Genomic DNA, 22,869 nt, shown 5'->3' on the forward strand with positions numbered 1-22,869 from the left:
TGCAGTAGACCGGAGTTGTCTCTCGCCTACTGCTGGAGTCGCCGTGGTTGCGCGTGTAATGCTGCAAGTACGCAGCACCGTCGGAACTTGGGCAAACGGCGCGAAGTTTTGCGGCGATCGTGATGCGATTCCTCTCAAAGGTGACAGTCCCTTCGGAGGATGTCGCCCACTGGCCGAGCCAGCCTCCCGCGTAGAGGTCCGGGATTTTACGGGTGATGTTTGCTGCCTGCGCAGGCGTAGTGCCGGACAAAGCAAGGCCGATGGCCGAGGCAAGAACGAGGGCGCCGCGGAAGGTTCGACGGACAGTGCGCATGAGGACCTCCGAAGTTCAGCGGTGAAAACATGCCTTTGTGTCCGCTGAAAGGATTCCCGTTAAAAGAGGTCGTGACCCTCAATGTGCCCGGCGCGTGGGAGTGCGATCCGCTCCAATCGGTCCGTCGAAAATATGAAGATGCGCCCCCCAGGGGAGCCAATCCTAACGGGCGGCCGAAAAAGATTACTGGGCGAGAGGAAAGGCTCCGACCGGGTCGGGGGCGGCCTGCCCCGTCTCCGCGTGAATGCGTGCAACTTCCTCGGCAACGGCCTGGTCGTCCCAGTCTGGGCGCAGAATGCGCACCTTCGTGTCGGTGCTCAGGGCCTGCGCCTGTGTGAGCAGGGCAAGTGTCTGCGCAGTGCTGCCAGGGTCCTCGGCGACACCGTCGCCGATATCCACGGTCGGCCGCTCCGGCGTGACACGGCTGCCGAACTGCGCGGCGTCGACGGCGAGCAGGGCATGCAGGATGTCGGCGATTGCCCGACGCCAATACCTGGCTTTCTTGCCGCGGGTCACCATCGACCGATGGTCACGGGCGGCGATCTCGGTTGCTGTGACGGCGGCCCCGTCCCCGTCGAGTCCGATGGAGGCGGGGGAGTAGCCGGCCGCGGTCGTGGCCTGCCGCACGATGGTCTCAGCGGTCGCGCGGTGCTCTTCGACCCGGATGGCGAACTGCGACAACGTGATGCCGGCGCCCTGCTCCGTCGGCGGGATGTTGAGGGTCTGCCATACCTCCTGGTCGGCGTCGAACGACGCGCCGCGGCCGGGGCCGCGGTCACGCAGGTAGCCGTCGGGCACGATCAGGCGGGCGCGGGCCAGCCGAATATCCCGCAGCCAACTCGTCCATGTCTCGTCGAGAGCGTCGAGCAGGTCGTGCACGCCCTGTAGATCACTGCGTCCCCAGGGGGCGCCGCGGTGTCGGCGGTTGGGGCCGATGTTCGGCACGTACACGGCGGTGAGCAGATCGATGCCGGTTTCGATGGCGTCGCCTTCCGCACCGAGGGAGTCGGTGAGGGCCGCGGTGTCGGGGTGCTCAGTGAGTGGCACGCGGCGGCCGAGCTGGTCGTCGGTCCCCTCGTACAGGCCGTGCAGGATGCGCCCGCGTTCGTGGCGTTCGAGGTGACGCCACACGGTCGCGGTCGTCGAGGACAGGGCCCGCCAGAAGGTGACGGCCTTCATGATCCCAAAGTGCCATTCCGGTACGGCCTGGTCGGGGTGTACGGCCGTGAGCAGGGGCCGGTCGGGGGCGGCGTCCCGGTCCCACGTCACCCGCAGGAAAACGCCGCTGAGGGCCGCGGCGGTCTCGGCCGCGGTGAGCAGCAGCTCGGGCACCCCGCCCGCGTCGAGCAGGGTGTCGAGGCGATCCTGCGTCGCGGTGTCCCCCACGGTGATCACGGGAGTGTCGGCGAACAGCAGATCGGCGGAGGTCTGCGCGATCTCTCCGGCGAGGGGAATGTGCAGCCGGTGCTCGCGCTGGCCCGGCGGGCGGTGGCGCCCCCACAGACGGCGCCGGCCGTCGTGGCGGTGTTCCGATGCGTGGCGGTAGACGGTGGTCAGCTTCTTACGGTCGCCGGAGTACCAAGCATCGTCGAGCTTGATGTCGGCGTACAGCGGAGCGACGCTCCGAGGCGGCCACGCGGTCCCGTTCTCCGGCAAGCTCACGTCGGCCCCTCCTCTTCTCGCTGCTCGGCGAGGCAGTCGGCGACGGCGTGCAACAGCTCGGCGAGGGCTCCGGGGAGTTCTTCCGCGGCATCCACGGTGACGGTGCCAACCTCGGTCTCGTGGCCCAGCACGCGCAGGTGGACAGGCAGGGTGATCACGCGGCCACCTCCTTCGTGGTGAGCAGGTGGCGCCACTCGTGGGCCGTGCTGTGCACCGCGTACCGCAGCGCGTCAACGGAGTGGTCGTTCGCCTTGATGGGCCGGTCTTCGCCCTTGGCGGAGGCGGCCGGGTCCCATGAGTAACCGGGGAGTTCGGCGAGCAGGCCGGTACAGGACGCGTGCACGCGCAGCAGGCCGGCGGCGAGGGCGGACGACACTGACCGGATGCCCGCGCCAACCTCGTTGTCGGCTCGGGTGACGCCGGGGTGCCCGTCAGCCCAAAGCTGAGTCTGAAAACTGGCGGCCGACGGGTCGATGAACGTCCACTCCGGCTCGACCTGCTGCCGCGCCAGCCACGCCCGTACGGCTTCGCTGTACTGGGCGTCGGTCATCTGCCGGTGCGCGGCCTTACTGTCGTGGCGCCACTCCGAGACGACGTACAGCCGGTCGTCGGCGCCGAGGCCCAGCACCAGGGCGGCGAACGGATTCGTCGTGCCGTAGTCCGCGGCGCACCAGTAGCGCACCATCGGCGGCAGAGTGTCGACGACGTGCTGCTGCTCGTCCCACATGTCGAACACGGCGCCTTCGGCGACGACCCATGCACCGTCGATCATGCGGCGACGCCACAGACCGACGTATTCGGCGCTCAGAGCCTCGACGTATGCCGCGGACAGTGAGGGGTTGTCGGCGAGCTTGAAGTGCCACGCCCGCAGGTCCAGTTCGGCGGACCGGTCGAGGTAGCCGACCTTGAGCCAATGCCGCGGCGAATCGGGGTTGGTGGTGGCGAGCAGCCGCGCGCCGGGCGTACTGAGTCGGGCGAGAAGCTGCGTCCAGAAACTCTCTGGAACGAGGGTGGCCTCGTCGACGTAGGCGAGCTGTGCGGTCAGGCCACGCAGGCGCCCCTCAGCCCGGACATCGGACGCGCCGATCAGGTGGACCGTACGGCCAAGAATCGTGGCCGTGGTGGCGCCGCGGGTGTGGTGAATGTGCCGCGACAGAGGGCCGAACAGAGCCGGGTCGGCCAGCGGCTCGAACACGTTGCGCTCGATGGTCTGCAAGCTGCGGCCGCAGATCAGGATGAGCCCCGACGGGCCGGCCGCGGCCACCGCGATCACGAACGCCAGCAGGCTTGCGACGGTCTTGCCAGACCTGACGCTGCCGTGCCATAGGTTGATACGGGCGGTGGCGCGCCCGATGGAGCGGAGCTGTTTGCGGGACAGGGGGAGGTCGACGCCTTTGGGCAGGCGCACGGCTCACCCCCCGTCGTCCCCCTCGTCGTCGGCGAAAGCGCCGGTGAGAACGTCGCCGAGGGTGCCGAGCATCGAACGGACCTGGTCGGCGCCCTCGCCGCCCTCAGCAGGGGCGAGGCGCAGGGACCGGTCGATGGCTATGGACGTGGCGGCGAGGATCTGCCGTTGATCGGAGAACTGCGGCCGGTCGAGGGCCTGCTCGGACCACTGATTGTCTTTGCCGCCGAACGCTCCGATGGTGCAGGGCTCCCAGAGCTGCGCGCGCAGACGCTCGGCGTCCTGGTGGAGGGTCTCGGCGAGCTGCTGCCGGCGGGCGGCAAGGTCGATACGGCGTGCCTCGGTGGCGGCGACGACTTCGGGCCCGCGCTCGAACGACAGGTTCAGGTCACGGGCGATCTTGGACACGGTCGAGCCGCTGCGCCCGATCTCCCGTGCGATCTGGTTGCGGGTGTTGCCCGCAGCGTGCAGGCGGCGGACCTCGTCGCGGTCGGCGTCGGTGATCGGCTCGCGCACGGTCTCACCTCCCGCGGGAATGACGACGCCCCGGTGCAGGGGGGATGCACCGGGGCGTCGAGGGTGGGGTGTTTCCGGGCACGCCGGAGACGCCCCCCATTAGATCACGATTCGATAACGGAGGCAAAGGGGGTTTCGAGGGCCTGCTCGACCAGGCGGCGCAGCTCACCACCCCTCGTGCGTTTCACCCCCAGTGCCTTACCGAGGGCCTCGGCCGTCGGCCGGCCGCCGGTCTCGCGTCGCAGGCGGCGGTACGCGGCGACGGCGTCGGCCGGCGCAGCGACGGCGGGCTCTGCTGCGTCGTCCGGGGTGGCGTCGTCGAGCGGTGCGGGCGTCGGGGAGCGGCGGCGCGGTGAACACCGCGGCCAGGGGGAGCGGCGCCGGGATGTCGTCGAGAGCGTCGTCGAGGACGGGCGGCGCCTCGACGGCGGCGACGGCGGCGGCGAGATCGACGAGTGCGAGCGGCGGCGCGGCGGCGGTGGTGAGGGTGGCGGCGGCCTGCTCGGCTCGGGCGGCGGCGTCTGTGGCGGCGACGGCGGCCTCGACGATGTCGGCGGCGGCGTCGCGGGTGTCGGCCCGTGCGGTGGTCACCGCTTCCGTGACGGTGGCGACGGCGTCCTCGACGGCGGCCTGCGCCGTGTCGGCGGCGGTCTGAGCGGCGGCGGCTGCGTCCTGGGCGCGGCGGGCGGCGTCGGTGGCGGCGGCAACGGCCGGGGCGACGTCGTCGGCGGCGACGCTGTCGGCGGTCGGCAGCATGCGCACCAGGAGTTCCGTTGCGACAAGCTGCGCAACAGGCGGCACGACGGCGATGGCGGCGCCGGCGCCGGTGCCGTCGCTGTGCGCGATGTTGAAGCACAGCGACGTCAAGGCGAATGCGACGACGGTCAACCAGTAGGCAGTCGTCGGTCGGCCGGCGCGCCGGGCGGCGATGACACCGACGGTGCCGACGACCGCGCCCCCATCCACCAGAACAGCGAACATCCACGCCACATCGGCGGCGGTGCCATGCTCGGCGGCGAGGGCGGTAAGCGCCTCAAAGGACAGCCGGAACGCCAAGGCGGCGAAACCGGCGGTGGCAGCCACGGCGGCGGCGAGGTGCGCCCATGAGGGCGTACTCGTGTCCGGGCGTGCGTAGGTAGGGTGGTGCGTAGCCATGGGCGGGGGTTGCTCCCGTTCTCGGTTAGGGCCCGTACGGCGGTGAGGTCGCCGGAGCGGGCCCGTACTGTTTCGGTTACTGCTGGTCGCCGGTGGCGCCTTGCTCGGCTTCGTGCCCCTTGCGGCGCTCTTCACGTAGAACGCCGTACACACGGGACTCAGTAAGACCGATTTCCGCAGCGATCTCTCGCGGCTGCTTACCCCCTTCGGCCGCGCGCATGATCACGCGGGGCGTGACAGCCTGGGCAGCTTCCCCGGCCAGACGGAGTGTGCGCACGTCGTCGAGGGTGAGTTCGTCGGCGAGCTGGTCGAGGTAGGTGGGGCGGTGGTCGCGCTGGGCGTAGTGCTCGGCGATTTCCTGTACGTATTCGAGGGGGTCGGCGTCGGTCGGGTTGGGGTCACCTGCGAGGGCGCGCGCGGCCACTGTCTTGCGCTCGTGCTCCTCAATCAGCGTGAGAATCTGTTCACGCAGCATGTCGGCGTCGCTCAACCGGCGCATCTCGGCGTCGCTCAACCGGCGGTTGCGACGTACACGCCGGTCGATCTCGCCCGAAGTCCAAGGGGCCTCACCTGAGTGCGTAGCGGTCGGCTTGTCGCCCTGCTCGGCGGGCTGCTTGTCGTTCACCTGTACTGCTCCTGTCGATGTGGGACAGGGCCCGCCCCCGGCTGAGGGCGGGCCGGTTGGTTACGCGGCGGACTCGGGGGCGAACAATGCGCCCTGCTCGGTGGCCGGAGTGATGTCGAACAGGGTGCCGTTGGCGGCCTGTTCGCCGATCCACTCGTCGCGCCATGACGCGTGGCTGGCCCTCTCGATGTCTGCGGGGCGCAGCTCGGAGCGGTAGAGGCGGCGTCGGGCGAACCCGCCCTCGCGGCGGATATTGGCCTGAACTTCGGGCAGGGCTTCGGCGGCGCGGGTCATGTCCTCGACGGTGGCGCCTTCCACGCGGGCGATCTCCTCCTCATTGCGAGTCATGATCGTCCACGTGTCCGACGGCTCGTCGGTGGCCTGCTGCTCCCGTGCGTCAGCACTCGTGTGCTGCTCGTCTGCGGGGGCGAGCAGTGCGGTACGGACCTGTTCCCAATCCGTTGCCGCAGCCTCTTCGCTGCTCATGGGGTGGGCCCACATGGCAACAGCCTCTCCGAAGAGGGGTGAGTGCAGACGCGTCATGATGTGGGGGAGGTGCTCGCCGCTGGTCCGGATGGCGGCGACGATGTCGGTAACGCTCGGCCCGCTCTGCTCGGCAGCCTGGTCGGGCGCGCCTTCGGCCTGCTCGACGATCTCGGCAACCTTGACCGCGGCGGCGGCGAGGGGCGAGGTGGCGGCGAGGGCACGGGCGTAGGCGCGCTCCTCAGCGGCCCGGACGCAGGGGGCGCACAGGCCGTCAAGGCGCCCGGAAAGGTCAACGTCCTGCGGCTCGCGGTACTCGGACACGGGGCGCCCGCACAGGGTCTCGTCGTTGTTTGGCGAGTAGTGGACGCGGCGCCCCTTGCCGACCAGGGCGTACCGGACGTTGGCGCGCTCGCGGAGTGCCGGCGCGGCCGTGCTGTGGTTGGTGGCGGTCTGCTCGGCGGCGACGCGGTCGCGCTTCTCGGCCTTGGCGCACACCTGGCACACGCCGGTCACGTACTTCTCTTCGGTGGGGTTGGCTTCGAGGGTGCGCCCGCAGTAGCTCGCGGATGTGCCGGGGCGGCGGTAGTGGGCGGCGCCGCGGCTGCGGGGGTTGGCGGGGCGGTACATGTCCATGGGGGTTGCTCCCTTGGTTGTGGTGTGCCGGGTGAGGTCCGGCAGGACGCCGGGTGAGGTCCGGCGAGCCTCACTGTAGCGACTTGTGAAGTCGTTTCACAGGGGTGGAGTTGCGGAAGTTGCGTTGGCCGCGCCGAAGTTGGTCCGCCGAATTCCGTGCGCCACGCATGAGGGGCCCCGGGGTCGCCCCTGGGGCCCCTCGTCACGCTGCCTGCGCCAACCTGTCCCCGGCTTGCTGTGCGGTGAGCAGCAAGGGCAGGCACTCAGGCCACCCCCACACGCGGCGCCCCTGCGCGTCCTGAGTGGTGTTGGCCCCGCACGCTGCGCCCGTACGGCAGGTCACGGTCGGCGGTTCGGCCGGCGCGGCACGCACGACCAGGGCGCCCCCGCATGACGGGCACGGGGTCGGCAGGGTCCGGCTGGCGGTGATCGCGTCCGCGGCGAGGATGCGCGCGATGCGCTGCTCGCACTGCCGGGCTACGCGCGCCGCTTCGTGCAGCAGGTGCTCGGGGAGCGGAGAGAACGGGGCAGGCAGCAGGGTGCCAGTCTCATCGTGTTCGGGGGCGGTGTCCTCGTCGAGCACGCGGCCCTCGACGTACAGGACGGCCCAGTGCAGACCGTGCGCGCGGGAGCCTGCGGCCGTACGAGCGTCCGGTGCGCCCGGGTTCCGATACGTCCACCGGCGCGGGTCGGCTGGGTCGGTGTGCTGCACGGCGGCGGCGAGGGTGTCAGCGAGGTCGAACACCTGCTGCTCGACGAACAGGGCGCAGTCGAGCGCGTCGAGGTTCGCGGGCGCCGGATGCTGCCGCAACGTGAGGGGCGCACGGTCCTCGACCAGCAGGGCCCCGTCGTCGCTGCTCCCCGTGTTCAGGAACGCGCGGGTCTCGGCCGGCGGCCACTCACGGGAGGCGGGCGGTGTCTCGATGGCGGCGAGCAGGGCGCCCCACTGCTCCCGGATGGTGCGCAGGCGGGCGGTGGTGCGGTGGGCGACGGGGTGCTGCACGGGCGGTGTCTCCTCGACGGGTGTGGCCCAGAACAGGGGTAGTTACCGGCGGCGTGGGGGGTGTTATGGCGTTCGGCGGACGAGGGCGATTCGTTTTCGCCATGCTGTTTACGTGGCTGAGCAAGAGGGAGTGATGAACACGCCCGAGGGCGTCGCTTCCGAGCAGGTCGTGTTGCTTGCAGAGGCAGCGTCGAGGGCGCGTGCCTGCCTGGAGAAGGGTGATTCCCTTGGAGCTTTCATGGCGGCCGTCACTGCTTCCGAGGTGGGAAACCTCGCTGCGGGCGCCCTGTTGGTTGTGATGGCTGGTCAGCGTGAGGGCGCCGATCCTCGTAAGACGGAGTCCCGGCCCCCGTGATGTGAAACCAAGTGGTGCGGCGGGTCATCGCTTCACCATCGAGGCGCGCGGTATCTCGTACGACGCGATCAGGTCCCCGTCGGCGGCGCGCAGCTCGGCCTCGGTGGCGGAGCGGTCGGCGCGGTCGAGTTCGTCGCGCACGATCTCGACCAGGTGCGCTACGTCGAGCAGCGACGCGGGGAGCGGCAGGGCGTGTTCGGTTCGGGTGACGTGGACGGTGCGGCGGTGCGGAACGATCACGGGTGGGGCTTTCTGTGAAGAGGGGCGGGCCGCCCCCTGCGCGTGGGGGCGGCATCGACCGGTCGCGGGCGAGAGGTCAGAACGGGGGCTCGTCGCTGTATCCGCCCTGGTGCTGCTGCGGCTGCTGGGGCCGCTGTGCGGGGCGTTGCGGCTGCTGCTGGGCCCACGGGTCGGCGGCAGGCTGCTGAGGCGCCTGCGGGCCGTTGAAGCCGTTGTTGCCGGTGGTTTTCGTGATGGCGGCGGTTGCGCGGAGCAGGGAGGGGCCGCAGTCCTCGACGTCCAGCTCGAACACGGTGCGCTTGACCCCCTCGCGGTCTTCGTAGCTGCGCTGCTTGAGACGGCCCTGCACGATGACCCGGGCGCCGCGGCTGAGGGTTGCGGCGACGTTCTCGCCGAGGCTGCGCCACGCCGAGCAGGTCAGGAACAGGCTCTCGCCGTCCTTCCACTCGTTGGCCTGCCGGTCGAACGTGCGCGGGGTCGAGGCGACGCGGAAGGATGCGACCGCGACGCCGGCGGGGGTGAACCGCAGCTCGGGGTCGTCGACCAGGTTGCCTATAAGCGTGATGACGGTCTCGCCGGACAACGGGCGCTCTCTTTCTTTAGTGAAACGAAATGCTCGTTTTGAATCGTACGTGAAACGTAGCGGGTATGGGTGTGCGCTGTCCTCCGAGTTGCCCCGGGGGTCAGCGGATGCCGCGGCCATTGGCGACATGGCGGCAGGCGACGCGTCCGCGGTGGTCTCGGCCGGTCGGGGCCTGCCGCATGAGCCGCTCGTACATGGCGCGCTCGTCCTGGTCGACGACCTGCTCGACGCGCGGCGGCGGAACGACGACCGGCTCGACCTTCGGGGCCGGTGCGGGCGGGGCGTAGGTCTTCACGTGGCGCCACGACCAACCGGCGGCGGCCTCCTCGACGGTGGCGGTTGCTCCGGCGGCGGCCCACCTGCGGGCAGTGGCCCGGATGCGGGCCCGGTCGCTGCCCTGCGCGGTGGTCGTGTGTGCGGGCGCCGGCCATACGCCAGTGACACGGAACGTGCGGGTCACGCTGCTGCCCCCTGTCGGGTACGTGCGGCAGCGAGGTCGACGCGCGAGGGATGCGGGACGGTGCGCCGGGCGTTGCCGCGGGCGGTGCCGTCGGGACCGGTGCGGCGAGAGCGGCAGGGCTCGCCGATCGGGGCGTGGCACCACTCGCACCGGACGCTGAGTGGGTCGGGGCGGCCGGCCATGACGGCGGCCTCACGTGCGGCCCGTGTCGGCCGGAAGGGGGCGAGTTGGGCGCGGACGACGGGCGGGATGGGCGATCCGGTGGCTTCGAGATACGCCTCAATGTCCGGGCCCGGCCCGGCGGTAATGGCGCGCTGCTCGACCGGCGCCTGCTGGCCGTGCGCAACGGCGTGCCGGGTGCCGAGCAGTTCGGCCCGCCATGCCGTGACGTTGTCAGGGTCCGCGGCCGGGGTCGGGTCGGTGTGACGGGCGAGGCGGTCGCGCTGGTAGGCGCGCCACTTGCGGGCGACGTCCACGGGCAGGATCGGGTACGGACTGTCGAGGATGTGCGCCCGTACGGTCTCGCGGGCGTCCCACCCGTGCTCGGTGGACAGGGGGACGTCGCCGAGCAGTTCGTGCCATTGGGCGATCTGGTCGCGCAGTTCGGCGGTGTCGGTGCGCATGGTGCGCGGGTCGAGGCGGCCGATGTAGGCGAGCAGTCCAGCGATTTCGCGGCGTTCCACGGTCTTACTCCGTTCCGGTCGGGTCGTCTTCAAGGGCAGCGAGCAGGGCGGCGGTGTGGGCCTGTGCGCGGGTCCGGCCGGGCGCCGAGGCGGGCGTGCCGCCGGGCAGGGCGTACAGGGCGGGGCGGCCGGGGGCGGCGGGGCGCTCCCGTGCGACCCATGCGCGCCAGTCGGCGGCCCACGCCGCACGCGCACGCGGGGCGGCGGTGTGCCGGTACGTGCGCCACTTCTCCGTAGCGGCGAGCAGGCCGTGCTCGCCGAGGCGGTCGAGGTGGCCCTGCTGCTGCGCCCATGTGCGGGCGGCGTCGTCGAGGTGCCACTCGTCGACGGTGGTGGGGGTAGAGCTGCTGCTCTTACCGTTCACCTTCGGTTCACTTCTGTTCTGGGGGTCGGATTCCGTCCCCCCGCCGGGTCGGATTCCGACCCCCTCCCGGGTCGGATTCCGCTCCCCCGGGTCGGATTCCGACCCCCCTTCGAAGTGGTCTGCCGGGTCGGATTCCGACCCTGCGGGGGCCGCATTCCGGCCCCCCTCGACGTCCTGCTCGGCGAGGAACCGCGCGGCGGCCGGCAGCTGGTAGTACGTCTCTCCGCGGGGCCCCTTGCGGCCTTCGAGCAGCAGCAGCTCGTCGCCTTCGAGCAGCTTGTCGAGCGCGGAGCGCACGGCCGTACGGGACGCGTTGGCGCGCTTCATCAGCGCGGACACCGAGGCGTACGCGATGCACCGGCGGTCAGGGCACCGGTCGGCGATCAGAACGAGGACCATGCGGGCGGTGCCCTTGGTGGTGCTGTGCTCCCACACCCATTCGCGGGCGTTGTAACTCATGTGCGGGGGTCTCCGGGTTCAGGGTTGAGCGGGTGCGGGGCGGGGCGGCGCGCTGGGCTCCGGGCGGCCGTTGAGGGCCGCGGGGGTGTGCAGGGGGCACCGGTAGCCGGGCAGGTAGCGGCGGGCCCCGGGGATGCGGCAGAAACGTTTGTTCGCGCCGATCCAGTGGGCGCACTTCATGCGGCGCCCCCTTCGACCAGGGCGAGGGCGTCGACCTGCCCGGGGCCGGCCGCGGGAGGCTCGACCGGGCGCAGTCGGCGCCGCCGCGGCGCGGCAGGGATCGTCTCCGGGTACGGCAACCCGGTCCCGTCGAGGCCGAGCTGCACGGCCGGGGGCGGCAGCAGCTCGGGCCACTCGACCCGGGCCAGGGCGGCGCGGTGCCGGTCCGGCACGGGGGCGAGCGGTTCGCCGAGCCAGTCGTGCCCCATCGCGGCGAGCACGTACGCGTCGGCCTGGTTGTCGTCGCGCAGCGCGATTCCGTACCGGGCCGCAGTGGCGTCGAGCACCGCCGCTTTCCCTGCGCGGCCGTCCCCGGTCGCGTACCGAGCACGGGCGGTCGGGGCGACGACGGCGACCGGGATTTCCCGGGCGGCGAGGCGGTCGACGACCAGCCACCACAACCCGGCGCGGTCCCAGGTTCCGGCGCCGCGCGACCCGTAACTGGGCCCCTCGACTACGGCGAGATCGCAGGTACCGACGGTGTCGAGGATGCGGTCGGCGAGGCGGTCGAGGCGGGCGCGGCGCACCGCGTACGGGTCGTGCCGCCGTCCCTTGCTGCCGAGGGTCTGCGCCCAACCGGCGCTGGCCACACCGGCACCGGTCAGCGACAGGTCGAGTCCCCGCACAATGCGGCTCACGCTGCGTCCCCGTCCTCGACGGCCGGCGGCGCCGGGGCAAGGGCGGGCAGCGCGATCGGGGCCAGGGCCCCGGCCCGCCATGCCTCGGCGACCAGGTCCCGCCCGGCACGCTTGCCCTTGCTGGCCCGGGTGAAGTTCACCGAATGCGTGCGCGCGCGGGCGGGCACGATGCTTACGCCGGGAACGTCGAGGATTTCGCCGGTCTCTTCGTCGAACACCTGCGGCACGCCCGCGGCGGTCATCCGTTCGAGCAGCAGTGTTACGAACTTGGGCTGCACGGACTTGACCAGCCGCGCCGGGACGGGCCGGACCAGCTTGGTCACGGCCTCGCTCGGATACGTCCGGTGCGCCCACTCGATGAACGCCTGCTCGTCAGTGATCTTCGCCGCCGCTTCACCACCGCTGAGGCGGACGTCCCCCACCTTGGTGCCATCGGGCAAGCAGGCGTCGAACTTCGTTCCGCCCGTTGTGCGCTTCTGCTCGTCGAGCATGGCCTGCACTTCCTTGCGTGCGTCCTTGTACGCCTTGTCGACCTGGTCCAACAGGGCTTTCAGGACTGCCTCTTTGGTGGTGGCGGCCTTGATCTGCGCCGCGGTGAACTTGGGCGCCTCGACCTGCTGCTCGGTCTCCTCCGAGGTGCTCACGCGGCGGCTCCCTCGACGGCGGCGCGCAGGTCCGCCGTCAGGGTGGCGAGCTGCTCGGCGGTGCACTCGGCGGCCGGGCGGCCGTGCTCGGCGCGCGCGATGTCGTCGAGGTGCTCGGCGGTCAGGCTGAGGGCGGTCCCCACGGCGAGCAGCTCGGCGAGGGCGGCGGCGTGCTGGTCGCCACTCTCCGCGGCCGGCGCCTGCTCGGGCGTCTCCTCCTGGTCGTCCCGGTGCTGCTCGTCGTCCTGGTGCTCGTCGTCGGTGCGGGCACCGGGCTTGTCCGCCCCGATGGCGGCGAGGTCGGCGAGGTACTCGCGCGGGGCGCCGGACTGCGCGGCCTCCTTGTAGAGCGCGCGGACGGCGTCGGCAGTCTCCGCGGCAGTTGCCTCGGCGAGGAAGTCGCGCGGCGGACCGTCGGCCGGTGCCTGCTGTACGACGGTCGCCTGCTGCTGCACAGGAGCGTCGGCCCGCTCGACGATGACCGGGTTGCCTTCCTGGTCGACGACCTCGCCGAGTTCCTCGGGTGTGTAGATCGCGCCGTGCAGCACCTCGGGGCACGCCGAACGTACGCACTCGGCAATCGCGCGGGCCCGCAGCATCGCGCGGGGGTACTTCGCCCAATTGCTGTCGCTCTTACCGGGGTAGAGCTGCGCGCGGCGGGCGTCGTCGAGCGTCCACTCGACACGGTTCTCGAATTCGGGATCGTCGTGGCGCCAGATGCTCACGACGCACGACTCGTTCCCCGGGCGGATGCGCACCTTGTGCCCAGCCTCGCGGGCCCGGGACAGCATCAGGTCGGCACTCTGGGTGGGCTTGCCCTTGATGACGTGGATCGTCGTGATGGTGGTCACGACGTCGAGGCCGAGGGCCCGCCCGTACTCCATGGCCCACAGGACGGATGCCGGATTGTTCCGGTACTCGGCCGGGAGCAGGTTGGCTCCGGCGAGGGCCTCGGAGAACTGCCACGCCTCGTGCGGGGACATGTGGCCGAGCGACAGGGCGCCACCGGGCGCGGGGTGGGCGAGGGCAGCCTGCTGCTGCGGGGCGCGAGTGGGCAGGGTGGCGACGGTCACAGGGTGGCTCCGTTCGTAGTGCTGGACAGGTCGAGGACGGCGGCAAGGCGCTCGCGTGCGGCGTCGAGCGCGGCATAGGCCGAGTTGCGGCCGTAGTCGGTGGCGGCCGGGTCGTGCAGCATGTGGTCGGCGTGCGCGGACGCGTCGGCGAGGCCGAGCAGCAGGTGTTCGACGGTGGCCGGGTCGTCGGCGTACGCCTCGGCGAGGGCGTCGAGGGGGCTCATCAGGCGGCGGCGGAGATCGGGGCCGCGGCCGGCTGCTGTTGGCGGACGATGCGATGCAGTCGGCGCAGGTGCAGTTCGATCTCGTCGGCGGTGCGGAAGCTGTTGACGGCGGCCTGCTCGGCGGCCTGCCGGATGGGCAGGGCGTCGCGGCGGGCGCGTGCGTGGTCGAGGATGCGGCGGGCGTCGGCGAACGCCTGCTCGCGGGGGATCACGGCGGCGCTCATGCGCTGACCTCCTTGCGGACGAGGTCGGCGGCGGTGAGGCCGTAGGCGCGCTCGATGGCGGCGAGGCCGGCCGGGCTGGGGGCGTGGCGGCCGGTGGCCCACCGGTAGGCGGCGAGGTAGGGGACACCCATGCGGCGGGCCATGGCGGCGGGGGTGTGATCGCCGCGCTTGGTGGCAGCAGCGCGCAGGGCAGCAGAGGCGTAGGGCATGGCTGTTCCTTTCACGAGAGAAACGTTTCTCTCGGGAGTGAAACTACCATGATTGTTTCGTGCGTGAAACGGACTGGTCGTCACGCACCGTCGGCGACGAGGCCAGAGGGGCTGTCACTCCGTGACGGTATGTTTCAGAACGTGGGTGACAGGCCGTCCCCTGCATGCTTAAACTGAAAAATAACGATCATCCTGTGACGAACAGTGACAAGCACGACGCAGCGGGGGAGGGGCGCAAACCTTGACAAACCGGAACTCAGGCTGTGGGTTTCATTCATGCGCGATATGTTTCACGCATGACATCAGGTGCTGCCCACTCACCACAGACGTTCGCGACATGGCTCCGCGAGCAGCTCGACCAGCGCGGTTACACCGAGCGCGGAGGACAGAAAAGATTCGCCACCGACTCAGGCATCAGCCCGGCGACCGTCTCACGACTCCTACGAGCTGACGGCATCCCCGACCTCAAGACGCTCACACTCCTTGCCGAAGCGGTGCGCGTCCCCCTCGGCGAACTGCTCGTACGCGCCGCCATCGCCAAGCCCGAAGACCTCGCCGCCGCCGCCCGTCCCATCAGTCCTGACCCCATAACGCCACAGCAGGCAGCAGCCGAGCTAGGCATCACAGACCCGCAGTCCGTCGCCGCATTCGAGGCCATGGTCAGCGCCCTACGCGGCACGAAGGACGACCGCCGCGCGAACGGATAGCACAGAAAGGCCCGCCCCATTGATCACCCGCGAGCACCTCAACATCGCGGCCACGCACCTTGCGTTCGTCATCAGCCTTGCCCTGATCGCCAGCGGCGCAGCAACTGATAACGGACCGCTCGCGGCTGTCGGGGCCTGCCTCGCATTCGCCCTCCTGCCCGGTGTCATCCTCTCCCGCGTCCGCCGGCACACCCGCATCAGCCGCGACTCGGACGAGGCCCTGCGCCGGGAGGGATACCGCCTCTGCCTCGAACACTGCTCCCGCGGACTGATCACCCCGCCCAACGGCGACGGAACCACCAACACCACGCCGGACACCCCCACCGTGCGACGCCTCCACGCCGTCCCCGCGCCACGCAGCGCCGCACAAGACGAAGCGCCATCGCGCCGCACTGCCTGACGAAACGTTTCAGCGCCGAAGGAGGAACCGCCATCAGCCGTACGCGCTACCGCGGGGGGGGGTAGCGCAACCGCGCACCCATACACAAAGGAGGGCACCGCGCCCATGATGCGCGCACCAACCGCCACCATCACATGGGAAGAACTCCAAAAGACCTTTCAGGACGTACCCGACTCGTTCCGCACAGAAGACCTGCCGGCACCGTTTCGCGCGCCAGACGATCTGTCTGAACTCGACGACCTAGAGCCGTACATCGGGTACATACGCGTCAGCACTTGGCGAGAGGAGAAGATCAGCCCCGAACTACAGAAGTCGGCCATTGAGGAATGGGCGCGAAAGACCGGACGCCGGATCATCGGTTGGATAGTCGACCTCGACGCCACCGGCCGGAACTTCAAGCGCAAGATCATGCGCGGAGTCGAAGCGATCGAGGCAGGGTTCGCCCGAGGCATCGCCGTGTGGCGGTACTCCCGCTTCGGGCGCAACAGGACCGGGAACGCCGTAAACCTCGCCCGACTCGAATACGCCGGCGGACGCCTCGAATCCGCTACAGAACCCGTCGACGCCGAAACGGCCATCGGCGAGTTCCAGCGAGAAATGATCTTCGCGTTCGGCAACTTCGAGAGCAACAGAGCCGGTGAGCAGTGGCGCGAGACCCACGAGCACCGACGCAACACAGAACGCCTCCCCGCCACCGGACGGAAGCGGTTCGGGTACATCTGGCATCGGCGCTGGGACCCGAGGACAGAGACCCTCCAGAAAGAGCGGTACTCACTCGACCCCGAGACAGCCGAGATCGTTCTCGAAGCCTACGAGCGGAAGGTGCACGGGAACGAGGGGTTCACGACCATCTGCGCATGGCTCAACTCTCTTGGCCTCCGAACCACTCAGGGCAACCCCTGGGAACAGTCCGCCCTACGCAAGTACATGGATTCGGGATTTCCCGCCGGCCTGCTCCGTGTCCACAACCAGGACTGCAAGTGCACCGAAATGTCGACGTGCAAGAACTTCCACTTCATGCCCGGTGCGCAACCCGCCATCGTCGATCAAGAGCTGTGGGACGCGTACCTTGCGCACCGCGAGCTGATCAAGAGCCAGCCGCCGCGCGAGCGGAACGCCACCTACCCACTCACGGGACTTATGCGTCACGGCGACTGCCAGCGCAGTCTGGCAGCGTTCCGGGGCGGTTCCACGGGCGCCACGGTGAACGGCTACGGCTACCGCTGCAACTGGTACACCAAGAGCGGCGGGACCGCGTGCACAGGGGTAAGCATTACCCGCGCCAAGGTCGAAATGGCCGTGCTTACGTTCCTGGCCAATGAGGTAGCGCCAGGCGTCGACGCGGCGCCCCCCGTGCAGCAGCGGCGGCGGCAGGACGTCGACAGGGCGCGGGACCTCGCCAAGCGGGAGCGGGAGCGACTGACGAAGCAGATCAAGAAGCTGTCGGACGGCCTTGCGCGGCTCCGGGCCGACCACGCGGTGAACGCAGACGACTACGAGCCGGGAGAGTACGAGGCGGCACGCGACAAGATCAGGAAGGAGAAGGCGGCAGCCGAGCAGGCGCTACAGGACGTCGTCGAGGTCGAAACGACTCCGCAGCAGGTCGACTTTCAACCGCTCGTCCTGGGCCTGCTCGATGAGTGGGACACGCTCACCGTGGGGGAGAAGAACGGCATCCTCCGAAAGCTGCTGCGGCGCGTATCGGTCGTGCGTATCGACCGCGGCCGGGGCAAGCGGGCGACGTCCCGCGTCGAGATTCATCCGGTGTGGGAGCCGGACCCGTGGGCGCCGCAAAAGGTGTCCCTGGTGAAGCAGCCCAAGCAGGCAGTACCGGCCCAGCGGGCGCCGCACCTCGCCGTTGTTGCGTAAGCGTGAGTTTGTGTTTTAGAGGATCTATTACATGTGAAGGCCCAGGTGAACTGGACCGGCCGGTCGTCGATGGAGATCGGCGTACGGGTGCTGGCCGAGCGCTGGAACGAGTCCACGCCCGCGACCCAGGTCGGCTCGGCGTACCTGGTGTTCGCGGCGGTGGACGAGAACGGCAAGCCCCGCCCCGTGCCCCCGGTCATCCCGGAGACCGAGCGCGACAAGCGCCGCTACCAGGAGGCCCAGATCCGCCGCACCCACCGGCTGGCCCGGCGCCGCGCGATCAAGGAACTGCGGGAGCAGAGCGCGGCGGACGAGAGCGACGCGTAGGGCGGACCCGTACGGGGCACGGTCACGCGCCCTCCGGCCGGACCAGGTCGAGGACCGCGTCGGCGTCGGTGGTGCGCGGGCCCTCCCAGAGCAGCACCCGGTCCGCGCCGGTTTCGGCGAGAAGCCGCTCGGCGAGCCGGGACGCGCTGCCGAGGGCACGTTCCACGACGTCCTGGCCGCTGCTCCGTACCGCCCACCCGCCGCCGTCGCGGACGTCGAGGCGCCAGGTGTAGCGGACGCGTTCACGCAGGATGCGGTACACGTACGACGGTGTGACGGCGAGGTCGCGGGCGATGGCCGGTGCTTCGAGGCCGTCCGCGGCGGCCTCCAGGACCAGGCGCGGCAGGGCGGCCTCGGCGGCCTTGTAGGCGCGCCGGATGCGGCCCGCCTCGGCGAGGGTGAGGGTCTCGGCGCTGATCTCCGCCTCGGGGACGACGGCCGCCGGGTCCGGCCACGGCGCGGAGCCGGAGTCCCGGGACGCGTGGTTCAGACGCTCCACGTCCGCCTGGAGCGCGGCCTCCTCCTGCTCCAGCCGGGCGCGCAGGGCGGACAGCCGGGCGGCGCGGGCGGTCAGGTCCGCGTACCCGGAGCGCTGCGGGGCGGGCGGCGCGTCCGGTACCCGGCTGTCCGGCTGTGAGCGCAGGAACTGCTGCGCGACGGCGGTGATCTGGTCGATGTACCACCGGTCGCCGAGTGGTGATCGTTTTTCACTCATGGGTGGGGACTGTACTGAGTACACAAGGGGCGGACAACCGGGTACATGGCCATCGGCGGTGTCCGGGCCCGGTGATCAGGGGCACCCCGCCTCGTCGCCGGTCAGGGTGGCGAAGTCGCCGGAGCCGGAGGGCTGGGTCGGGTCGTCGGAGCGGACCTTGTGCACCGAGGTGAAGTCCTTGCCGACCGTGACGCGCAGCACCGCGCCCTGGCCGGGGACCTGGCGCAGGGCGGCCCTGGGCAGGGCGGCGGCCAGGGAGCGCACCGAGCGGTCCCAGCGCGGGTCGTAGGCGATCACCGTCCGCCGTACGCGCGCGGGCGCGTTGCCGGGGGTGCCGGTGGTGTCGAAGCCGGTGGCGCGCAGGGCCTTGTCCACCTTGCGGCCCAGCCCGTTCCGCCCGGCGCCGTTGTCGACCTGCACCCGGATCGTGCCGGGCGGTACGTCCACCACCGTCGCGCGCTGCCGGCCGGGCCGCCGCACGGCCAGCGGCCGGTCCTCGCGCAGCGCCTGGAAGAGTTTCTTCGCCTTGGCCTCGTTCCACATCACGGTCGAGCCCACGTTCGGCACCTGGAAGTCGATGTCGCCCAGCGGTACGGAGGCGAACTCGGACGACGACGGGTTGAAGCCGCGCAGCGCCTGGCCGAGATCGACCATCTCGTCGGCGCCGAAGCCCTCGTCGGCCCGTACGGACTCCAGCAGCGCGTCGGTGATGTGCTTGAACTGGACCGGGTTCAGCAGCGCGCCGGAGCTGGTGATCTTGTGCATCAGCGCCGCGAAGAAGCGCTGCTGGCGCTGCATCCGCCCCAGGTCGGAGGCGCTGTCCAGGTGCCGGGCGCGGACGTACTGGAGCGCCCGGCCGCCGTCCAGCCGGGAGCGGCCGGGAGGCAGGTCCAGGCCGGTGTAGCTGTCCTTCAGGGGGCGGGTGGTGCAGATCTCCACGCCGTCGACCGCGTCCACGGTCTTCATGAAGCTGGTGAAGTCGACCTCCAGGTAGTGGTCGATGTGCACCCCGGTCATGCGCTCGACGGTCCGGATGGTCAGGCCGGGCCCGCCCTCCGCGTACGCCGCGTTCAGCTTCACCGGGTGGCCGTGGTGCCGCTGTCCGGTGGTGGTGTCGGTGTGCGGCGGCGTCCGGGCGTACGAGTCGCGCGGCAGGCTGACCACGCTGGCGCGGTCCCGGTCGGCGGACAGGTGGACGATCATGATCGTGTCGGTGCAGTGGCACGGTTCACCGCCCAGGTGGAACCGGCGCTTGTCCTCGGCGGAGAGCCTGTCCCGCCCGTCGGTGCCGACGACCAGGAAGTTCATGCCGTCGCCGCCGCTGTTGTCCGGCCGGTTGCCCAGCCCCTTGAAGGCGTCCACCCGGGAGATGCCGTCCTCGACGCCGGTGACCATGGCGTGCCCGATGCCGCCCGCCGCCAGCAGCAGCAGCGAAACGCTCGCGGCCACGCGCAGACCCCAGCGGGGCCGCCCGTCCGGGCGCCGGTGACGGGCGGGCGGACGGGGCGTGCGGTGCGGTGCGGTCATGGGGACACCTCCGCGGCGGGTCGGGGCGGACGGAGTACGGGACGGGGAGCGCGATAGGGGACGGGGCAGGGGCTGGGCCGAAGCCGTACGGGACGGGGCGGGACGGTGGGTCGGGACGGACCGGCCGGGGGCCGGGAGGGACCGTTTCCGGAACCCGGCGAATCGTCTTTGAACGGGAACAAGCGGGCCGGGTCACCGTAGGCCCATATGATCGGCTGTAAAGCACCACACGCCGGGCGCCGGCCCCAGGGCCACCCGGCTGCCGTCGGCCCCCGTCCCCCATACGCGGTAACGTGACCGCGATGAACGCCACGCCCCCGCAGCAGCCCCCGGCCGTCTCCGTGATCATGCCGGTGCTCAATGAGGAACGTCATCTGCGCAGCTCGGTCCAGCACATCCTGGAGCAGGACTACGCCGGCGAGATGGAGGTGGTGATCGCGCTGGGGCCGTCGACGGACCGTACCGACGAGATCGCCGCCGAGCTGGTCGCCGAGAACGCCTCCGGCGAGCGCCGCGTGCTGACCGTGCCCAATCCCACCGGCCGCACCCCGGCCGCCCTGAACGCGGCGATCAAGGCGTCCCGCCACCCCGTCGTGGTGCGCGTCGACGGCCACGGGATGCTCTCGCCGGGCTACATCGCGACCGCGGTCCGCCTCCTGGAGGAGACCGGCGCGCAGAACGTCGGCGGCATCATGCACGCCGAGGGCGAGAACGCGTGGGAGGACGCGGTGGCCGCCGCGATGACCGCCAAGATCGGTGTGGGCAACGCCGCGTTCCACACGGGCGGTACGGCCGGTCCGGCCGAAACGGTCTACCTGGGCGTCTTCCGGCGCGAGGCGCTGGAGCAGCAGGGCGGCTACAACGAGGAGTTCATCCGCGCCCAGGACTGGGAGCTGAACTTCCGCATCCGCGAGGCGGGCGGGCAGATCTGGTTCTCGCCGGAGCTGCGGGTCAGCTACCGGCCGCGGCCGAGCGTGAAGGCGCTCGCCAAGCAGTACAAGGACTACGGGCGCTGGCGCCACGTCGTGGCCCGCTACCACTCCGGTTCGATCAACCTGCGGTACCTGGCGCCGCCGGCCGCCGTGTGCGCCATCGCGGCGGGCGCGGTGGTCGGCGCCTTCGTCACGCCCTGGGGCTTCGCCGTCCCGGCCGGTTACCTGGCCGCCATCACGGCGGGCTCGGTCCCGGCGGGCAAGGGGCTGCCGCTGAAGGCCCGCGCCCAGATCCCGGTCGCCCTGGCGACCATGCACATGTCCTGGGGCTGGGGCTTCCTGACCAGCCCGCGGTCGCTGGCCAAGAAGGTCATCGCCAGCCGCCGCCCGGCGGTCACGGCCCCGCGCCCGGCCGCGGCCGAGTGAGCCCGGCGGTCCGCACCGCCTCCTGACGCGCGCCCGGCGCCCGTACGACCGACGTGTACGGGCGCCGACGCGTACCGCCCCGCTGCCTCCGTACGCGTACCGCTCCGCCGCTCCCGTACACGTACGCCCCGCTGTCCCTCCCGTACGCCCACCGCCCCGCACCCACCCGCGTACCGCCTCAACCGCACCATCCGTCCCTCCCGTCCCTACCGTGGGAACGGGCTGGGCACAGGCGCGCCCTCGTGGTTACGATACGTGTCTCGATCATCACGTATCGTGCTCGGCGACCGGCTGGAGGTGCCCCCGTGCGTCCCTGGGCGGCGCTGGTTGTCCTGCTGTGCGGCACCTTCCTGGCCAACCTCGATGTCTTCATCGTGGTGGTGGCGATGCCCGCGCTGGAGCGGGACCTCGGGGCGGACGGCGGCCAGCAGCAACTGGTCCTCGCCGGCTACCAGTTGGTCTATGCCCTCGGTCTGGCCGCCGGCGGCCGGCTGGGCGACGCGCTGGGCCCGCTGCGGGTCTTCGGCCTCGGCATGGCCGTCTTCACCGGCGCGTCGGTCGCCTGCGGCGCGGCGCCCGTCACGGCCGTCCTGGTCGTGGCGCGGATGGTCCAGGGCGCCGGTACGGCGCTGATGGTGCCGCAGGTCTACCGGGCGGCGCAGACCCTGTTCACCGGCGCGGCGCAGCGCCGGGCGTACGCCGCGATCGGCGCGGTGATGGGGCTCGGCGCCATCGGCGGCCAACTGCTGGGCGGCTGGCTGCTGTCGGCCGACGTCCTCGGGCTGGGGTGGCGCGCCGTCTTCCTCGTCAACGTGCCGGTGGGCGTCCTGGCGCTCACCCTCCTGCCGTGGGCCGCGGGTGTTCGGCGCCCCGTACCGCACGGCGTACGGAGCCCCGTCCGGCACCTCGTATGGCACCGCGTACGGCGCCCCGTACGGCACGGCCCGGTGCGCGCCGATCTGCCGGGCATCGGCCTCGCCGCGGGCGCGCTCGGGCTGTTCGTCGTGCCGCTGGTGGCGGGCGGCGCGGCCGGCATGGTGTGGTGGGGACCGGCCTGCCTGGCCGCCTCGGTCCCGGTCGCGGCCTGCTTCCTGCGCCATGAACGCGCCCTGGACGAGCGGGGCGGCGCCCCGCTCGTCCCGCCGGTGCTGCTAGGGCTCGGCGGCTTCCGTCACGGCATCGCGCTGATCGTCCTCGTCAACTGCGGCCTCAGCGCGTTCGTGCTGACGCTCGGCCTGCTGCTGCAACGCGGCTTCGACTGGAGCCCGTTGGCCACGGGAGCGGGCATGGCCCCGGCGGCGGTCGCCTTCGCGGCCGGTTCGCTGCTGGCGCCGCGGCTCGCCCGCGGCGCGGAGACCCGGCTGCTGGTCCTGGCCTCGATCGCCGCCACCGCCTCCTACGCGGGCTGCGCCGCGGCCTCCCTCGGCGACGACCCGCGCCTGCTGATCGGCGCGGTCTGCGCCGTCGGCGCCGCGCTGGGCCTGTGCGTCACCCCGGCCCTGTCCGTGACCCTGCGGACCGTGCCGGACACCGTCGCGGGCGCGGCGTCCGGCGTCGTCGCCACGGCCCAGCAGCTCGGCGCCGCGCTCGGTGTGTGCGTCTTCGGCTTCCTCTTCTTCGCCCAGGTGCGCGCCACGGCCGACGTCGTCGGCGCCTTCGCGGTCACCACCGCCGCACTGACCACGACGTCGGCCGCCGCCGGCGTCCTCGCCCGCGACCTGCCCCGGGCCGCCGCGCCCGCCGGCCGCCACGAGCACGCCCCCGGTACGCCGACGGGCGACCTCCGGATGTGA

27 protein-coding genes and 1 pseudogene are annotated in these 22,869 nt (G+C 71.4%); 6 read left to right on the forward strand and 22 right to left on the reverse strand.

The window, feature by feature from the left end; genetic code table 11:
- Window positions 1-496 precede the first annotated feature (496 nt).
- The 20 genes from ACH4FX_RS03080 to ACH4FX_RS03175 all read right to left on the reverse strand — a co-directional run bounded on the left by ACH4FX_RS03080 (window position 497) and on the right by ACH4FX_RS03175 (window position 14,173).
- On the reverse strand, window positions 497-1,975 hold the full coding sequence (locus ACH4FX_RS03080) for a phage portal protein (protein WP_398474460.1): 1,479 nt from the start codon (window positions 1,973-1,975) through the stop codon (window positions 497-499).
- Window positions 1,972-2,133, reverse strand: coding sequence for a hypothetical protein (locus tag ACH4FX_RS03085; RefSeq protein WP_398474461.1), 162 nt, complete (start codon window positions 2,131-2,133; stop codon window positions 1,972-1,974). Before ACH4FX_RS03085 ends, ACH4FX_RS03080 begins: the two co-directional genes overlap by 4 nt.
- Window positions 2,130-3,383, reverse strand: coding sequence for a PBSX family phage terminase large subunit (locus ACH4FX_RS03090; protein ID WP_398474463.1), 1,254 nt, complete (start codon window positions 3,381-3,383; stop codon window positions 2,130-2,132). Before ACH4FX_RS03090 ends, ACH4FX_RS03085 begins: the two co-directional genes overlap by 4 nt.
- Window positions 3,384-3,386: 3 nt before the next feature.
- Window positions 3,387-3,896 carry a helix-turn-helix domain-containing protein gene (locus ACH4FX_RS03095; RefSeq protein WP_398474465.1) on the reverse strand — a complete coding sequence of 170 codons (510 nt, stop codon included), beginning with the start codon at window positions 3,894-3,896 and terminating at the stop codon, window positions 3,387-3,389.
- Between the two features lie 198 nt (window positions 3,897-4,094).
- On the reverse strand, window positions 4,095-5,051 hold the full coding sequence (locus tag ACH4FX_RS03100) for a DUF2637 domain-containing protein (RefSeq protein ID WP_398474467.1): 957 nt from the start codon (window positions 5,049-5,051) through the stop codon (window positions 4,095-4,097).
- A 76-nt stretch (window positions 5,052-5,127) separates the two neighbouring features.
- Window positions 5,128-5,676, reverse strand: a complete 549-nt coding sequence (locus tag ACH4FX_RS03105; RefSeq protein ID WP_398474469.1) for a helix-turn-helix domain-containing protein — start codon at window positions 5,674-5,676, stop codon at window positions 5,128-5,130.
- 60 nt (window positions 5,677-5,736) lie between these two features.
- Window positions 5,737-6,795 (reverse strand): hypothetical protein, encoded by a 1,059-nt coding sequence (locus tag ACH4FX_RS03110; RefSeq protein WP_398474470.1) that lies wholly within the window; start codon window positions 6,793-6,795, stop codon window positions 5,737-5,739.
- Window positions 6,796-6,997: 202 nt separating this feature from the next.
- Window positions 6,998-7,798 (reverse strand): hypothetical protein, encoded by an 801-nt coding sequence (locus ACH4FX_RS03115; RefSeq protein WP_398474472.1) that lies wholly within the window; start codon window positions 7,796-7,798, stop codon window positions 6,998-7,000.
- A 379-nt stretch (window positions 7,799-8,177) separates the two neighbouring features.
- Entirely contained in the window at window positions 8,178-8,393 is a 216-nt protein-coding gene (locus ACH4FX_RS03120) for a hypothetical protein (RefSeq protein ID WP_398474474.1), read from the reverse strand.
- Between the two features lie 76 nt (window positions 8,394-8,469).
- The gene (locus ACH4FX_RS03125; protein WP_398474476.1) at window positions 8,470-8,976 is read right to left on the reverse strand and encodes a single-stranded DNA-binding protein; all 507 of its coding nucleotides are present in this window, start codon (window positions 8,974-8,976) and stop codon (window positions 8,470-8,472) included.
- Window positions 8,977-9,076: 100 nt separating this feature from the next.
- A complete protein-coding gene (locus ACH4FX_RS03130) occupies window positions 9,077-9,436 on the reverse strand; it encodes a hypothetical protein (protein ID WP_398474478.1) in 360 nt (119 codons plus the stop codon).
- Entirely contained in the window at window positions 9,433-10,119 is a 687-nt protein-coding gene (locus ACH4FX_RS03135) for a hypothetical protein (RefSeq protein WP_398474480.1), read from the reverse strand. Before ACH4FX_RS03135 ends, ACH4FX_RS03130 begins: the two co-directional genes overlap by 4 nt.
- Window positions 10,120-10,123: 4 nt before the next feature.
- Window positions 10,124-10,942 (reverse strand): helix-turn-helix domain-containing protein, encoded by an 819-nt coding sequence (locus ACH4FX_RS03140; RefSeq protein WP_398474482.1) that lies wholly within the window; start codon window positions 10,940-10,942, stop codon window positions 10,124-10,126.
- 18 nt (window positions 10,943-10,960) lie between these two features.
- Window positions 10,961-11,122 (reverse strand): hypothetical protein, encoded by a 162-nt coding sequence (locus ACH4FX_RS03145; protein ID WP_398474484.1) that lies wholly within the window; start codon window positions 11,120-11,122, stop codon window positions 10,961-10,963.
- A complete protein-coding gene (locus tag ACH4FX_RS03150; RefSeq protein ID WP_398474485.1) occupies window positions 11,119-11,799 on the reverse strand; it encodes a hypothetical protein in 681 nt (226 codons plus the stop codon). Before ACH4FX_RS03150 ends, ACH4FX_RS03145 begins: the two co-directional genes overlap by 4 nt.
- Complete coding sequence (locus ACH4FX_RS03155) at window positions 11,796-12,443, reverse strand: hypothetical protein (RefSeq protein ID WP_398474487.1); 648 nt, start codon at window positions 12,441-12,443, stop codon at window positions 11,796-11,798. Before ACH4FX_RS03155 ends, ACH4FX_RS03150 begins: the two co-directional genes overlap by 4 nt.
- A complete protein-coding gene (locus tag ACH4FX_RS03160; RefSeq protein ID WP_398474489.1) occupies window positions 12,440-13,516 on the reverse strand; it encodes a recombinase RecT in 1,077 nt (358 codons plus the stop codon). Before ACH4FX_RS03160 ends, ACH4FX_RS03155 begins: the two co-directional genes overlap by 4 nt.
- On the reverse strand, window positions 13,513-13,740 hold the full coding sequence (locus tag ACH4FX_RS03165) for a hypothetical protein (RefSeq protein ID WP_398474491.1): 228 nt from the start codon (window positions 13,738-13,740) through the stop codon (window positions 13,513-13,515). Before ACH4FX_RS03165 ends, ACH4FX_RS03160 begins: the two co-directional genes overlap by 4 nt.
- Window positions 13,740-13,964 (reverse strand): hypothetical protein, encoded by a 225-nt coding sequence (locus ACH4FX_RS03170; protein ID WP_398474493.1) that lies wholly within the window; start codon window positions 13,962-13,964, stop codon window positions 13,740-13,742. The genes ACH4FX_RS03165 and ACH4FX_RS03170 overlap by 1 nt, the downstream gene beginning before the upstream one ends.
- Window positions 13,961-14,173 (reverse strand): helix-turn-helix domain-containing protein, encoded by a 213-nt coding sequence (locus ACH4FX_RS03175; RefSeq protein WP_398474494.1) that lies wholly within the window; start codon window positions 14,171-14,173, stop codon window positions 13,961-13,963. The genes ACH4FX_RS03170 and ACH4FX_RS03175 overlap by 4 nt, the downstream gene beginning before the upstream one ends.
- 296 nt (window positions 14,174-14,469) lie before the next feature.
- Here ACH4FX_RS03175 and ACH4FX_RS03180 point away from each other — a divergent pair, with 296 nt between their 5' ends.
- The 4 genes and pseudogenes from ACH4FX_RS03180 to ACH4FX_RS03195 form a co-directional block, all read left to right on the forward strand.
- Window positions 14,470-14,880, forward strand: coding sequence for a helix-turn-helix domain-containing protein (locus tag ACH4FX_RS03180; RefSeq protein WP_398474496.1), 411 nt, complete (start codon window positions 14,470-14,472; stop codon window positions 14,878-14,880).
- Window positions 14,881-14,899: 19 nt separating this feature from the next.
- Entirely contained in the window at window positions 14,900-15,280 is a 381-nt protein-coding gene (locus ACH4FX_RS03185) for a hypothetical protein (RefSeq protein ID WP_398474498.1), read from the forward strand.
- 105 nt (window positions 15,281-15,385) lie between these two features.
- Entirely contained in the window at window positions 15,386-17,149 is a 1,764-nt protein-coding gene (locus ACH4FX_RS03190) for a recombinase family protein (RefSeq protein WP_398474499.1), read from the forward strand.
- 21 nt (window positions 17,150-17,170) lie between these two features.
- Window positions 17,171-17,476: pseudogene (locus ACH4FX_RS03195) on the forward strand (acyl-CoA thioesterase); the annotation flags it as partial.
- A gap of 22 nt (window positions 17,477-17,498) precedes the next feature.
- On the opposite strand, the gene ACH4FX_RS03200 reads toward ACH4FX_RS03195, so the two are convergent.
- Complete coding sequence (locus tag ACH4FX_RS03200) at window positions 17,499-18,191, reverse strand: hypothetical protein (RefSeq protein ID WP_398474501.1); 693 nt, start codon at window positions 18,189-18,191, stop codon at window positions 17,499-17,501.
- A 75-nt stretch (window positions 18,192-18,266) separates the two neighbouring features.
- The gene (locus ACH4FX_RS03205) at window positions 18,267-19,718 is read right to left on the reverse strand and encodes an LCP family protein (RefSeq protein WP_398474503.1); all 1,452 of its coding nucleotides are present in this window, start codon (window positions 19,716-19,718) and stop codon (window positions 18,267-18,269) included.
- A gap of 302 nt (window positions 19,719-20,020) precedes the next feature.
- Here ACH4FX_RS03205 and ACH4FX_RS03210 point away from each other — a divergent pair, with 302 nt between their 5' ends.
- Entirely contained in the window at window positions 20,021-21,076 is a 1,056-nt protein-coding gene (locus ACH4FX_RS03210) for a glycosyltransferase family 2 protein (protein WP_398474505.1), read from the forward strand.
- Between the two features lie 305 nt (window positions 21,077-21,381).
- Window positions 21,382-22,869 (forward strand): MFS transporter, encoded by a 1,488-nt coding sequence (locus ACH4FX_RS03215; RefSeq protein WP_398474507.1) that lies wholly within the window; start codon window positions 21,382-21,384, stop codon window positions 22,867-22,869.

Source organism: Streptomyces sp. NPDC018019 (assembly GCF_044327805.1).
In the GTDB taxonomy this organism is placed as follows: Bacteria; Actinomycetota; Actinomycetes; order Streptomycetales; family Streptomycetaceae; genus Streptomyces.